Origin of the sequence: Amycolatopsis sp. NPDC051758 (assembly GCF_044453095.1) — a bacterium.
Lineage (GTDB): Bacteria > Actinomycetota > Actinomycetes > Mycobacteriales > Pseudonocardiaceae > Amycolatopsis.
Genome location: NZ_JBITCJ010000018.1, coordinates 65,509 through 79,990, shown reverse-complemented (window position 1 = coordinate 79,990; position 14,482 = coordinate 65,509). Strand labels below are relative to the sequence as shown.

Below are 14,482 nucleotides of genomic sequence, written 5' to 3'. Positions count from 1 at the left end.
CGGATGCATCTTGTTAACTTCATCTGTTGCTGCTTGCCGGTGGAGGGAAAGGTCGCACGTGAGCAATCCGCTGATCGCGCCGACGCAGGATTCGACCAAGGCGTACTCCGGCGTCTCGCTGCTGGAGTCGGCGGCGGATCTGAAGTCCGCGATCGAGAGCGGTGACTGGGCGTCGGTGGCGATGGGTGCCGTGGGCACCGCGCTGGACGCGTTGTCGATGGCCATGGACCCCTTCGGGGCGGTTTTGGCGGCTGGGGTCGGGTGGCTGATGGAGCACGTCGGGCCGTTGAAGGAGGCGTTGAACGGGCTGACCGGTAACGCCGACGAGATCGCGGCGCAGTCGGAGACGTGGAAGAACATCGCCACGGAGCTGGGCAGCATCGGTGAGGACCTGACCGGGATGGTCAAGGCCGACACCGTGTCGTGGACGGGGAACGCCGCCGACACCTACCGGCAGCGGGCGGATGACACCGTGACGTTGCTGAACACGGCGCAGAAGGGCTGTGAAGGTGCTTCCAGTGGTGTGAAGACGGCTGGTGAGGTTGTCGCGGCGGTGCGGGCGCTGGTCCGCGACATCATCGCGGAGCTGATCGGGCATCTGATCAGTTGGGCGTTGCAGGTGGTGTTCACCCTGGGTATCGGTTTGACGTGGGTGGTGCCGCAGGTGATCAATGCGGTGGCGAAGACGGCGTCGAAGATCGCGGATTTGGTGAAGCGGCTGGTGACGGCGTTGAAGGCGCTGGTGCCGCTGTTGAAGCGTGCGGGTGATTTGTTTTCGGATGCGGCGAAGGCGTTGCGGAACATCAAGCCGGGTAAGGCTGCGCCGCCGCCGAAGAGCATCGACATCAAGGGCAATCCGAAGGACATCGGCGGGCCGAAGGGTGACGGCACCTCCCCTTCGGGTGCGAAGGGGGATGGCGACGGTACCCACTCGTCGGGTGCGGACGCGCCGCCGCCGAAGAACGACCCGCCACCCGCGTCGAAGGGCCCGGACGACACGCCGAAGAGCCCGGACCCGACACCGCCGCCGGCCTCGAAGGGCCCGGACACCACACCGTCGAGCACGCCGAAGGGCGACCCCAAGGGTGACGGCTCGCGGATCAAGGACAACAACCCCAAGCCGGACGAACACACCACGCAGACGAAGGACAAAACCGACTGCGGTGACCCGATCGACGTCGCGACCGGCGCCGTGATGCTGGTGCAGGAGGACGTCTCGCTGCCCGGCGCGCTGCCCCTCGTCGTCGAGCGCACACACCTGTCGACCTACCGGGCCGGCCGGCTGTTCGGCCCGACCTGGGCTTCGACCCTGGACGAGCGCCTGGAGGTCGAGCCGGACGGGCTGCACCTGGCCCTGGCCGACGGCACGCTGCTGCGCTACCCGGTGCCGCGCGGGGTCGAGGCGGTCGTCCCGGAGAGCGGCCCGTACCTGGCGCTGCGCCGGGTCCGGCACGGTTTCATCGTCGGCGACCCGCAGTCCGACCGCATGCGCTACTTCGCCGGCCGCCGCGGTGACACCACCCTGCCGCTGCGCGCCCTGGTCGACGGCGCCGGGAACCGGATCGTGCTGCGGCACCGCGACGGCGTGCCGGTCGCGATCGAGCACTCCGGCGGCTACCGCGTCGAGGTCGACACCGCCGACGGCCTGGTCACGGCGTTGCGCGCCGCCGGTTCGCCGCTTCCGCTGGCGGAGTACCGCTACGACGCCGCGCGCCGGCTGGTCGAGGTCGTCGACGCGGTCGGCACCCCGCAGAAGTTCACCTACGACGCCGACGGCCGGCTGGTGCGCTGGGACGACGTCAACGGCCGCTGGTACGGCTACGGCTACGACGCCCAGGGGCGCTGCGTACGCGCCCAGGGCACCGGCGGTTACCTCGACACCACGCTGGCCTACGAGCCCGGCCTCACCACGGTCACCGACTCGCTCGGCGCCGTCACCCGCTACCGGCTCGACGAGCGGCTGCGCGTGATCGGGCAGACCGACCCGCTCGGCCACACCACCAGCGCCGAACGAGACCGCTTCGGGCGCGTGGTCGCCGAGACCGACGAACTCGGCCACGTCACCCGCTGGGACCACGACGAGATCGGCAACCTCACCGCGGTCACCCGTCCGGACGGCAGCCGCCTGGTCATCACCTACGACGAGCGGCGCCGGCCCGCCGCGGTCACCGGGCCGGACGGCGCCGTGTGGCGCTACGAATACAACCCGCGTGGCAGCCTCGCCCGCGTGGTCGACCCGACCGGCGCCGCGACCGCGTACACCTACGACCCCTACACCGGCACCGTCGAATCGGTGACCGACGCCCTCGGCGGTGTCACCCGGATCCAGGCCAACGCCGCCGGGCTCCCCCTGCTCGTCGCGGAACCGGACGGCGCCGTCTGGCGCTACGGCTACGACGCGCTCGGCAACACCACCAGCGAGACCGACCCGCTGGGCAACACCACCACCATGGTCAGCGATGCCGCCGGCCACCTCGTGCAGACACGCGACGCCGACGGCGCCGTCGAGAAGTTCACTTCGACCGCGCGCGGCAGCTTCGAGGAACGAACGGACCCGCGCGGCGGTGTCAGCCGCATCGAGTACGCCCAGTTCGACCTGCCGGTCAGCGAGCGCAGCCCCGACGGCGGCACGCTGACCTACGGCTACAACACCGAACTGCGGCTCACTTCGATCACCAACGAACGCGGCCTGACGTGGCACTACGAGTACGACGCCGCCGGCCGCAAGGTCGGCGAGACCGACTACAACGGCCGTGTCCTGCGCTACGGCTACGACCCCGCCGGGCGGCTCGTGCTCCGCACCAACGGCGCCGGGCAGACCATCACCCTCGAACGCGACAGCGTCGGCCGGGTCGTGCGGCGCAGCAGCGCCGACGAGGTCGCCGTGTTCACCTACGACGCGGCCGACCGGATGATCTCGGCCGCCAACGCCCACAGCGAAGTCCGGTTCACCTACGACGCGCTCGGCCGGGTGCTGTCCGAGTCGATCAACGGCCGGGTGGTGCACTTCCGCTACGACGCCCTCGGCCGCCGCGTCGCCCGCCGGACACCCTCCGGCGCGGAGTCGGTCGTCGGCTACCGCACCGCCGCCCGCCCGGCCACGATGGTCACCGCCGGGCGCACCCTGCGGTTCGGCTACGACGCCGCCGGCCGGGAAACCGTGCGCACGCTGGTCAACGGCGCCGGGCCGGTGGCGGAACTGCGCCAGGACTGGACACCCGCCGGGCAGCTGGCGGCGCAGACGGTGCTCCGCGGCCCGGAAACGGTGCAGCGGCGCGAATACGGCTACCTGCCCGACGGTTACCTCGCCGGGGTCAACGACCTGATCTCCGGCCCGCGCACCCTCGACGTCGACCCGGCCGGGCGGGTGCGCGCGGTGCGCGGTCCGCGTTGGCAGGAGAACTACGACTACGACGTGACCGGCGCGGTCACCGGGGCCGGCTGGTCCGGCGCCCCCGAGGCCAGTGGTCCGCGCGCGTACGCCGGCACCCTGCTCACCGCCGCCGGTCCCACCGGCTACACCCACGACGGGGAAGGCCGCGTCGTCACCCGCGAGCGCGGCGGGCAGCGCTGGACGTACGAGTGGAGCGTGGAGAACCGGCTGCTCGGCGTCCGCACGCCGGACGGCACGGTGTGGCGCTACCGCTACGACCCGTTCGGCCGCCGGATCGCCAAGCAGCGCCTGGACGCCACCGGCGCCGTCGCCGAGCAGGTCGAGTTCGCCTGGGACGGGCAGCTTCCCGCCGAACAGGTCCACAGTGGACCGGGCCGGCCGCCGGTCGCCACCGTGTGGGAATACGCGCCCGGCGCGCGGCTTCCGCTCACCCAGACCGAACGCGTCCTCGGCGCGGGCGGCGGGGACCGGTTCCACGCGATCGTCTCCGACCTGGTCGGGGCGCCCGCGGAGCTGGTCGACGACACCGGCGCGCTGGCCGGGCACCTGCACACCGCGTTGTGGGGCCCGGTCGTCTCGGCCGGCGGAGCGGCGGGCACCCCGCTGCGGTTCCCGGGCCAGTACCACGACCCCGAGACCGGGCTGCACTACAACCGGTACCGCTACTACGACCCCGAGACCGGCCGCTACCTCTCCCACGACCCGCTGGGCCTGACCCCCGCGCCGGACTCCCTGGCCTACGTCGGCAACCCGACCGCCATGGTCGACCCGCTCGGCCTGGCCCCGCAGCGGACCACGCCGTGCCAGAAGGCGGCCAACCGCCACAACCCCTACGCCCGGGGGAACGACGGGCCGTCGACGAGCAACCGCACGTACCCGGAAAGCACCTACGGCGACAAGGACGTCGAGCGCAAGCGCCTCGACGACAAGTACGACTTCAAGATCGACGGCAAGAAGACGCACCAGTCGGAGCACGCCGGCGGTTACGACATCCTGAGTGACAACGGCGGCGCGAAGGGCGCCCGCAAGGACAACGGGCCGCTGGAGAAGAACGCCTACGCCTACTACGAGGACTTCGCCAACCACCGGTACCACCCGGGCACGGGCAAGGGCGGCGACAACCACGAGTCCGGGTTCACCAAGGGTGACGTCCGGGACTCGCCCAACACGACGAAGGACGACAAGCTCGGGTACGACGACCGCCTCGGGTCGTACCGGAACGCGCAGCGCAACGCCATCGAGGCCAACGACCCGAGCACCGCGGTCCAGCTCAACCAGCTCGGGTACGGCCACCAGCAGGGCTTCCAGAACTCGCAGACCGTCAAGGCGGGTTACGACCAGCCGCACAGCTTCTCCGACCAGGTCTACCACGGGGACGACAAGAACCACGTCCACAACAAGGACCACCCGCTCTACGACAAGGACACCGCGGACGCGGCGAAGACCGAGCAGGACCGGCGGGACGCCATCAAGAACGACCCGGACCACCCGGACCGGGCGGCCTACGACGCCGAGCAGAAGCGGATGGCCATCGCCGACGACTCGTACCACAAGATGGTCGACGACATGAAGCAGAGCGGCGAGGGCATGCGGTACAACCCGCAGGCCGGCGCCGCCACCCCGGCCGGCGGCCACACGGTGGACGGCACCGGGCACGTGACCACCAAGCCCATCGACAAGTGGGACGCGGCCGAGATGCACGGCGCCCGCGACGCGGCGCGCACCGGCGAATGGCCGGGCTACGGCGGCTTCTACAAGAACCCGACGGCCGCCGACTGGGCCGCTCTCGAGCGCGGCGACCTCGACCCGCCGGAGCTCAAGTCGATCAAGGACCCCGACCTGATGGACGTCGATCCCTGATGGCTGTCCGCCGGTCCGGGCCGCAGTGGCCCGGACCGGCGACGCCCCGGGTGGGCGCCGACGGAGTCACGCGGCCCGCGTCGACCACGGCGCCATCACGGTTGCGACTCGATTCGTCTCCGGAGCGCCCGCCGGGCGATCTGCAAGCGCTGACGAGAGTGCCGTCCGGCCGTGCCGATGCACGCCCGTCCGCAGGGCTTTCGGCACGCTACATCCGTTGCAGGGCAGCGAAACTTCGTACATACGTCAGCTGACGGATGTCTGCCGCGCCCGTCTCGCGGAGCATTGTTCCACGGGGCCCCACGCTCCGAACCTCGATGCCGAGGAGGAGCGATGTCGCGTGCCACCACCACCGTCTCCACCTTTCTGATCTTCGTCCTTGCCATCAACCTGCGGCCCGCCGTCACGAGCCTGGGCGCCGCCCTGCCGGACATCTCGATCGCCGGTGACCTGGTCGGCGCGGTGCTCGTCGCGCTGCCGCTCTGGGCGATCGGCCTCGGCGGCTGGGGAACACTGTGGCTGTGCGGCCGGGTGGGGACCCACCGGATCGTCACCGTGGCCCTCGTCGGACTCGTGCTGTCACTGGCCGGACGGGTTCTCGGCGGCTCGGTGCAGCTCCTGGTCGGGACGGCGCTGGCGTGCCTGTCCATCGCCGTGCTCGGCACCGTGCTGCCGCTGCTGGCCAAGGGGTCCGCCGCCTTCACCCTCGGGCTCGGGCTCGGCAGCACGGTCGGGGCGCTGGTCACCCCGACCGCGGTGATGTCGATGTCGTGGCGGTGGGGCCTCGGCCTGTGGGCGGTCGTGGCACTGCTGGCCCAGCAGGTGTGGCAGCGCAACCCCGGCGAGTTCGAGTCGCCGCGGCCGGTCACCGGGGCGGTGCCGGCCTCCGCTCTGACCATCCACTTCGGACTCATTTCGACGGTGACGTTCCTGGTCATGGGCTGGCTCCCCGGCATCCTGCGTGACGCGGGGGTCTCGCCGACCACCGCGGGCGCGTGCCTCGCGGTGTCGATGGCCATGGGGCTGCCGATGATGTGGCTGGTCCCGGGCTGGACCCGCCGGTGGCGCAACCAGACCCTGCTCGTCGTCGTCCTGGCCACGCCCAACGTCATCGGGGTCGGCGGCCTGCTCCTCGCCCCGGCGGCCGCGCCGTGGGTGTGGGCCGGGGCCACCGGCCTGGGCATGGGCTCACTCGCCTTTGTCCTGACGACGATTTCGCTGCGCAGCAACGGCAACTCGGTCGCGCTGTCCGCGGTGGTCCAGGGCGTCGGCTACGTCATCGCCGGCTTCGGCGTGCTGGCCTGCGGCTGGCTGCACACGCAGACCGGCACCTGGCGCACCCCGCTGCTGCTGGTCCTGGCGATCCTGATCGGCCAGGTCTACAGCGGGCACGCCGCGGTGACCCGCCGGACCGCGACGGCGTCGCTTCCGCTCGTCGTGCGCCGCCCGAAGAACGTTCCGGAGGTCGGGGTCTGATCACCACCACCTCGGCTGCCGCTCGGGCCACGGCTCGGGCGGCAGCCGGTTTCGGCGTCCGGGAGCCCCTCCGGAGCTCAGCCCGAGGCGGACTGGTGGCGGGCGGCTTCCCGGGCGATGTCGATGCGCGAGCGCACGCCGAGCTTGGTCAGGATGTGCGAGACGTGCGTGCTGACCGTGCGCGGGGACAGGTACAGGCGGGCGGCGATCTGCGGGTTCGACAGGCCTTCGACCACGAGCGCGGCGATCTTGCCTTCGGTCGGGGTGAGGCTGTCCCAGCCGAGCGTGGTCTGGCGGTGCTTCACCGTCGGGCCACGCCGGATGCCCAGCGCCCGGAACAGCGCGCGCAGCCTCGCCACGTCCCAGTGCGCGCCCAGCTCCGTGTAGACGTCGAGGGCGTGGGTGAAGGCGGCCCGCGCCGAACCGCGGTCTTCGGCCCGGGTTTCGGCAAAAGCGATCGCGGCGGCTTCCAGCGCTCTGGCCCGGGAGAGCGGCCGGCCCGCGTCGCGGTAGCCGTCGGCGGCCCGCAGCAACGTCGTCGCGTCCCGCTCGAGCAGGCCGCGGCAGTACAGGGCCAGCGCACAGCGGTGCGGAACGGTGGACCCGGCGGCGATGACGCGCACCCGGGCCTCGATCTCCGCCAGGGTCCGCAGGTCGCCGATCGTCGCGGCCAGCCGGGCGGCGTCCGCCAGCAGGTCCTCTCCCCCGTCCTCGCCGGCCAGCACGTCGGTCAGCACGCCGAGCGCCTGCTCCGGGGCGCCGGCGTGCTCGAAGGCGAGGCTGCGGGCCCGCACCAGGGATTCCACCACCCACTTGCCCATGCGTTGCGAGTACGGCGCCGCGCTGTCGAGGTGCCAGCGCGCCGCCGCCGCTTCACCGCGGTGGAAGTGGATGATCGCGGCGACCCCGTGGTCGCAGCACACCACACCCGGGTCCTTGCGGTCGTCCGGGAGGACGTCCACCTCGGCCAGCGCGTCGTCCCACCGGCCGCCGCCCAGCAGCAGCTGCCCGAGCGCGCTCTGGGCCTGGCTCAGGCGCACGACGCTGCCGGTGCGGTCGGCCAGTTCGCGCGCCCGCTCGGCGGCGGCGAGCGCGTCGGTGTAGCGGTCGAGCGCGCCGAAGGCGACCGACTGGTTGATGCGCAGCAGCAGGGTGAGGTCGGTCAGCGCCGGATCTCCCCGCGCGTTCGCCATCGCGCGCTCGAACAGCGGCAGCGCTTCGGTCCACTCGCCCCGCATCATCGCCACCAGGCTCAGCACGTGCAGCGCCCACCCGGTCGCCCAGCGGTCTTCGACCGGGCCCAGCTCCGCCAGCGCCTCTGCGGCGACCCGGCCCGCGGTGTCGACCTCGTTCAGGTCGCGGTGCGTGCGCGCGACGAGCACCAGCAACCGGGCCCGGTGCCGGACCTGGAGACCGGGCCGGGCCAGGGCGTCCTTCAGCGCGGCGAGGGACTCGGCGGACCGGCCGGTCGTCCCGCGGCACTGCACGATCGTCGTGTGCAGGTCGACGAGCACGTCGGGATCGCCGAACTGGTCCAGGGCGCGGCAGGCGATCCGCTCGGCCTGGGCGACGTTGCCCACCCGGTAGTGCGCGTTGGCCAGCCGGCAGGTCAGCACACCGGTCGCGGCGTCCCCGGGCGGCGCGTCCCGCACCGCCCGGCGCAGGAGCGCGACGGCGACCGCCGGCGCCTGGCCGATCAACGGCGCGGCCACGTCCAGCAACCACCGCACGGCCCAGGCCGGCACCGGCTCCCGGCTGTCCGTTGTGGACACCATCGGCAGCAGCTGCCGCGCGACCCGCTCGACCGGCGCGCTCGCCTCGGCCAGCGCCCACGCGGCGTCCTGGTGCCAGGCGATCCGGACCGACGTCGGCATCTCGTCGTACAACGCCTTCTGGATCAACGGATGCCGGAACGCCAGGTCGTCCCCGGAAGCCACCAGCACCCCGGCGGCACGGGCCTCGTCGAGGGCCGGCAGCAGATCGGCGAGCGAGGACTTCTTGACGGTCACGAGGTCTGCGACCGAGAAGCCGACTCCGAGCAGCGCCGCCGCCCGCAGCACACCTCGTGCCGGCTCCGGGAGGAAGCCCAGCCGGTCCGCGATCGCCTCCGGCAGGGAGTCCGGCGTGGCCGCGCCGGTCAGCTCCACCACCCCCGCGGGGTCGACCTCCAGGCACGAGCTCCTGGTCAGCGCGTCGAGCAGTTCGGTCAGGTACAACGGGTTCCCGGCGGCGCCGTCGGCCAGCCGCTCCAGCTCGGCACCCGGTGTGCCGCCGGCCAGCGCGGCCACCAGCTCGAGCACCGCCGGCTCCGCGAGCCGGCCCACCCGCAGCCGCTCGCCCGGCCCGACGGTCCGGAAGAGCGACCGCAAGTCGTCGCGGCGGGGCACCGGGCGCAGCACTCCGATCAGCAGCAGCGGAAGCTGCCGGACCGAACGGGCGAGCCGGCTCCACACCGCCACCGTCGTGTGGTCGGCCCACTGGAGCTCGTCGACGACCAGCACGACCGGCCCGTCCTGGCAGAGCTCGTCCACCAGCGCGAGCAGCTGCTCGGCGGCCGCGGCGGCGAGGTCGGCGCCCTTGCCCGCGACGGCGCCGCCCCGCAGGAGCTCGGAGATGGCGCCACGACGGGGATCCCGCGCGGCCGGCGTGATCTCCAGGGCATCCAGCAGCGGCAGCAGCGGCAACGCCTGCCCGAGTTCGTCGCCGGCTCCCCAGTACACCTGGCAGCCCGCGCGTTCGGCGGCGGCGCAGCCGGCCCGGACCAGCGCGGACTTGCCGATACCCGGCTCGCCGTCCACCAGCACGGCGCTCCCGCGACCTTCGGCAACATCACGAATCCAGGCGACCAGCCGGGACAGTTCACCATCCCGACCGACCAGGAGCTCGATACCGTCCGTGAGCGGCCGCACACGGCGATAATAGAAGGAAATTCCTTCCCCAACAAGAGCCGCACCGGCGCACCGCGGAACACCGGAACCCCGCCGTTAAACATCTATTTCGACAATTGTTGCTGATTGTGACCCCAGCGTGATTCGGAGCCTTGCGGCGGTGGAACATCAACTGTCCGCCGCCCCGACAGCCGGTGACGTCCGGATGGCCACCGAAGGAATTGTGCGAGTTCACCGCAGAGCCGCCGGCGGCACTGCAGTCTCGCTGACCAGGTTCACAGCCGAGATCCCAGGCACTTCCGGGGTCCGCGAGCACGCCGAGCCGGACGAAAGGGGGCACGGCGGGGTTTCCTCCGAAGAAATCGGTCCACCGCCCAGGGCGTCGGTCTCGGGGTGCGATCAAGACAATTTCCCGTCCGTGACCATTCCGTGTCCGCCAGGCGCTCGTTCGAAGATTTCGACAAGATGTGGTCACCGTTTTGTAACCTCGCCGTGGACGACCTGGCAAATACGATCGAGAACGGAACTCTCCGGGCCTCTCATCATGCGGAAATCACCATCGGCCCGTGGTATTCCGTCTTGCCCGGCGCCCGCGGGCCACGTTTTCCGCACTCCCCCGGCAGACCGCCGAGCGGGGCGCCGGCCGGCTCGGCGCACGGCGGCGGGTTCGCGCTCCGGGTGAACCCGGCGACCACTGCCCGGCCGCGTGACCCCGGAGCGGGCGGCCCGGCGGACCGGCAGTGCGCCGGTCGGGGGTGAACACCTGGGCGAGCCGGCGCCGGCCGCGCGTAGCCGGTGACCGAAACCGGCCCCGCTCGAATCCGCGATCCGATCAGCGGTCCTTCCGGAAATCGGTGGTGTGTCCTCTTTCGGCCGCAGCAATTCGTAGATCATGCGATAGCCGGCACCCAATACAAGATCATTGATCAAGCATTCGCACCGCCATTGTGGTGAAATCCCGGGTTCCGGCACAGCACGCATTGTCAAGCCATGTCGAGATGCCTACAGTGGCCTGCCTGACACCGGGGAATGATTCACACATCTTCCCCGGATTCGGTACCTCAACCGACACCTCCTTCGAGGAGCAGGCCTTGTTTGGAATCGCCAGGCGGAGTGGCCGGGTTCGCGCTCGTCACACCGCGCTCGCCCTCGCGACCGCCACGGTCGTCACGGTCGTCACCGGCTGCGGCGCACTCGGGATGGACAGCTCGAACGCCGCGTCGAGCGGCAGCGGCCTGGAAAAGCCGACACTGAAGGTCTCGATCCTGCCCACCACGGACCTCGCGCCGTTCTGGCTGGCCCAGGACAACGGCTATTTCAAGGCCGAGGGCCTGAGCGTCGACTCCATCGTCGCCGCCAGCGGCCAAGCTTCGCTGACGAAGTCGATCTCGGGCGAGGCCGACATCGCGTTCTCGACCTACCCCCCGTTCTTCACCGCGAAGAGCACCGGCGCCGCCGACATGCAGCTGGTCGCCGACGCGACGTCGGTCAACGCGAAGTCCAACGCGATCGTCACGGTTCCGAATTCGCCGGTGAAAACAATCTTCGACCTGGCCGGCCGGAAGATCGCCATCACGGCCAAGAACACCGCTTCGGATCTGCTCACCCGCTCGGTGATGCAGGACCACGGCGTGAGTTTCGACAAAGTGAAATGGGTGCTGATCCCGCTGCCGAACATCGCGGCGGCGCTGCAGCAGGGCGAGGCCGACGCCGCGTACCTGCCGGAACCGTACATCACGCAGGCCGCCAAGACGGCCGGCGCGATTCCGGTGATCGACATCAACACCGGCGCGACCCAGGACTTCCCGCTGACGGGCTACGGCGCGACGAGGAAGTGGGTGCGGGACAACCCGAAGACCCTCGCCGCGTTCCAGCGTGCGATGCAGAAGGCCACCCACGACGCCACGAACGACCGCGCCAAGGTCGAGCCGCTGCTGGTGCGGTTCGCCAAGATCGACGAGGACACCGCCAAGCTGCTCACCCTGCCCGGCTACGGCTCGGTCCTGGACTCGCGGCGCCTGCAACGGGTGCCGGACCTGCTGCTGCAGCTGGGCGCCATCAAGGATTCGATCGACGTGAACTCGATGATCGGGCCCCAGGCCGGAAGATGACCCGGGTGGCCGCGGCCGGGGCGGGCAGCACCGTCCCGGTCACGGCACGCAGTCCGGTGCGGCCGATCGTGTGAACCACCCGGCCCAACGGCCGAACGCCGTGGTCACACCGAGTTCGAGCCGGCGGCCGGCGCCTGCCGGAGGTCGGCGGGATGGCGGATCCAGATGTCGATCGCCGTTCCGCCGGGATGGGTGAGCGTCAGGCAGCCCTGGTGCACCGGCCCCGCACAGCGGCACCACCTCCGCGGCCCAGGACCGGTCGAACACCCCCGGGCCGACCCCACGTTCGCGGTCGCCTTCCCGCGGGTCCCACCGTATTCCCGCACCCGACAACGACAACCGGCCGAGGAGTTCGCCGACCTCGTCGGAGCGCCGTGCGTGCCGCCCGGGTGCCTTGGCTCCCAGCAGCCGGGCCGCCGGCACCGGCAGCTGGGCCGGTCACGACGGCTCGGCCCCCGCCGCGCGCCGCCGTCGCTCCTTCCGCCGATCCCGCCGGACGACGGCCGTCAGCACGAGCAACCCGAGCAGCACGCTCATCGCGGCACCCAGCCCACCTCGAGCCCGAGCAGCGCCGACAACCCGGCCAGGCACCCGATGCCGAGCAACGTGCGGGTGCGGCGCGGGTGTTGGAGCCGCAGCCGCACCGGGGACCTCGTGGTCCTGTCGCTTAGCCGGGCGGCGGCGTGGGTAATCCTCCCGGTATGCGTACTTGGGGCAAGCGGCTCGTCGTGCTGGCTGTGGCAGTGGTCGTCCTGGCGGCAGCGGCGCTCGTCGCATCGGCGGTGCACCTGTTACCCCAACTGCGCAACCCGTTCGCCGAACAGACCGAGGAGCACTCCGGTCCGGTGCTGCTGCAGTCGATCGTCGAGCTCTCGCGGTACGAGGCCGCCAGCGGCTCGTTCCAGGTGGTCGTCGACATCACGACCAGTTCGATCCTGCCCAGTTTCCTCGCCGGCAGCCAGACCCTGTTCATCGGCGTCGGCACGGACAACGCCTTCGTCGACTTCTCGCGCCTGAAGGGTGACGCGGTCAAGGTCTCCGACGACCGCCTGACCGCGACGATCACCCTGGGGCACGCGCAGCTGGAGCCGGCGACGCTGGACGTGCACGAGTCTCACGTGTACGCGCAGCAGCAGGGCCTGTTCACCCGGGTCAACGAGTTCCTCGGCGGCAACCCCAATTCGCAGCAGGCGCTGTACGAGCTCGCCCAGAAGCAGATCCAGGCCGCGGCCGCGAAGAGCACCCTGGTGGCCGATGCGGAGAGGAACACCAAGACCATGCTCGTCGGCTTGTTGCAATCCCTCGGCTTCAAGAACATCACCGTGAACTACGCCGACAACGCCACCGGCTGACCGGCGGCGGGGCCCCGCGCGTCAGCCGTTGATCCCCCGCGCCACCGCGAGCTGGCGCTCCTTGTGCTGCCGCTCGCGGGCGACGTCGTCGCCGTGCTGCCCGATGAGCACGTCCTGCACGGCGCGTTCGACCCCGACCCACGTCCGGACCCACTCGGCCCGTTCCTTGCACCGCACGTCCTGGGAGGCGACGGCGATCTCGTGGGCGGACGCCCGGCCCGCGCTGAAGGCGGGGTCGTTCATGGCGGCATCCGGGCTGTCGTAGCGGAAACCCGCCTCTGCCATGCAGTGCGACCACTTCGTCGCGGCCGCGCTCACCGGCGGGGTGGTCCGGGTGATCTCGTAGCCGCGGCCGCTCAGCCCGAAGCTCACCGGCTCCTGACCGGGCTTCGCGTCGGGCGCGATCGCCCGGTCCGCCTCGCCCGCGCAGCCGCCGGACGGCACGTCGCGGCCACCGACCCGGCCGGTGCGCGCGCCCGTGATCACCGAGACGACGTCCGACGGTGGCTGCTGCGCGGGCGCCGCCGAGCGGGGGGCGAACACCGACGGGTCGCGGTAGCCGTAGGTCGCGGCCTCACCCGGATCGACCAGACCGTGCCGGCGCGGTTTGGTGGCGTCCCGCACGGGATCGACCGCTTCGAGGGCGAACGTGATCCCGTGGGCCGCGAGGCACCGCGCGATCAGTGTGGTGCGCGCCTTGATGACCTCCAGCTCCTCGACCGGCGTCAGCAGCGACCGGTCGAGGGGGAGGTCGAGGCCGTGCACCGTCGAGACGTCGGCAGGCACCTTCCCGAGCGCCGCGTCGAGATCGAAGCCGGGGGTGGCAGCGGGCGTCGTCGAGCAACCGGCGAGCGTGACCATCACGACGGCTGCGGCGAAGGCGCCCGCGCGGCGCCACCGACCGGACGTGACCACTAGTCCTGGTCGCGCTTGGCGCAGTCGCTGAAGACCACCGGCCCGGACGGCCATTTGAAGCTCGCGTTGTTGTTCTTCATGGTCGGGGTGAAGTTGGCTCCGCCGTACATGCCGAACGACTGCGACGCGACACTGCCGTTGCAGCCGCTGTTGTAGTAGACCGTCGCGGTCCAGCCCGCGTTGTTGATGACCGAAGCGGCGTTGTTCTTCACCTGGACGCCGCGGCCGTTGGTGCCGCCCCACCGGAACACCTCGTTGTCGAGGTTTCCGTCCGAATAGGCGTAGTTGGCGAGAGCGCCTTCGAAGTTGCTGTTGAAGTAGAAGCACAGATAGAAATCAGGGCAACCGTGGAGGTCCGCCGCGGAGGCGGCCGGTGCTGCGACGGTGGTTCCGGTGATCACCGCGGCCGAGGCCGCAAGCCCGGTCAGTACCCGTTTCACGCGCATGAATCTCCCAATCGTCGAGGGCGGCCGAGCTCGGGGACCA

The 14,482-nt window shown here is 71.3% G+C and carries 7 protein-coding genes; 4 read left to right on the top strand and 3 right to left on the bottom strand.

Translation table 11 applies throughout. The features are described 5' to 3' along the window. Positions 1-58 precede the first annotated feature (58 nt). Both ACIA5G_RS49190 and ACIA5G_RS49185 read left to right on the top strand, forming a co-directional pair. Positions 59-5,254, top strand: coding sequence for an RHS repeat-associated core domain-containing protein (locus ACIA5G_RS49190; protein WP_395936621.1), 5,196 nt, complete (start codon positions 59-61; stop codon positions 5,252-5,254). 333 nt (positions 5,255-5,587) lie between these two features. After that, positions 5,588-6,730 (top strand): MFS transporter, encoded by a 1,143-nt coding sequence (locus ACIA5G_RS49185; protein ID WP_395936619.1) that lies wholly within the window; start codon positions 5,588-5,590, stop codon positions 6,728-6,730. A gap of 77 nt (positions 6,731-6,807) precedes the next feature. Here ACIA5G_RS49185 and ACIA5G_RS49180 read toward each other — a convergent pair whose 3' ends face one another. Further along, complete coding sequence (locus ACIA5G_RS49180; protein ID WP_395936617.1) at positions 6,808-9,639, bottom strand: AAA family ATPase; 2,832 nt, start codon at positions 9,637-9,639, stop codon at positions 6,808-6,810. A 1,070-nt stretch (positions 9,640-10,709) separates the two neighbouring features. On the opposite strand from ACIA5G_RS49180, the gene ACIA5G_RS49175 reads away from it, so the two are divergent. Then, positions 10,710-11,729, top strand: coding sequence for an ABC transporter substrate-binding protein (locus ACIA5G_RS49175; protein WP_395936615.1), 1,020 nt, complete (start codon positions 10,710-10,712; stop codon positions 11,727-11,729). Positions 11,730-12,430: 701 nt separating this feature from the next. Beyond that, positions 12,431-13,081 carry a DUF4230 domain-containing protein gene (locus ACIA5G_RS49170; RefSeq protein ID WP_395936613.1) on the top strand — a complete coding sequence of 217 codons (651 nt, stop codon included), beginning with the start codon at positions 12,431-12,433 and terminating at the stop codon, positions 13,079-13,081. A 21-nt stretch (positions 13,082-13,102) separates the two neighbouring features. Here the strand turns inward: ACIA5G_RS49170 and ACIA5G_RS49165 are convergent, their stop codons facing one another. Next, positions 13,103-13,996: a hypothetical protein gene (locus tag ACIA5G_RS49165; protein ID WP_395936611.1), complete on the bottom strand. Its 894-nt coding sequence runs from the start codon at positions 13,994-13,996 to the stop codon at positions 13,103-13,105. Continuing rightward, positions 13,996-14,442 (bottom strand): peptidase inhibitor family I36 protein, encoded by a 447-nt coding sequence (locus ACIA5G_RS49160; protein ID WP_395936609.1) that lies wholly within the window; start codon positions 14,440-14,442, stop codon positions 13,996-13,998. Before ACIA5G_RS49160 ends, ACIA5G_RS49165 begins: the two co-directional genes overlap by 1 nt. Between the last annotated feature and the right edge of the window lie 40 nt (positions 14,443-14,482).

Coding starts and splice junctions, on each gene's coding strand:
- ACIA5G_RS49170 (WP_395936613.1), top strand. CDS start 12,431: ATGCGTACTTGGGGCAAGCGGCTCGTCGTGCTGGCTGTGGCAGTGGTC.
- ACIA5G_RS49185 (WP_395936619.1), top strand. CDS start 5,588: ATGTCGCGTGCCACCACCACCGTCTCCACCTTTCTGATCTTCGTCCTT.
- ACIA5G_RS49160 (WP_395936609.1), bottom strand. CDS start 14,442: ATGCGCGTGAAACGGGTACTGACCGGGCTTGCGGCCTCGGCCGCGGTG.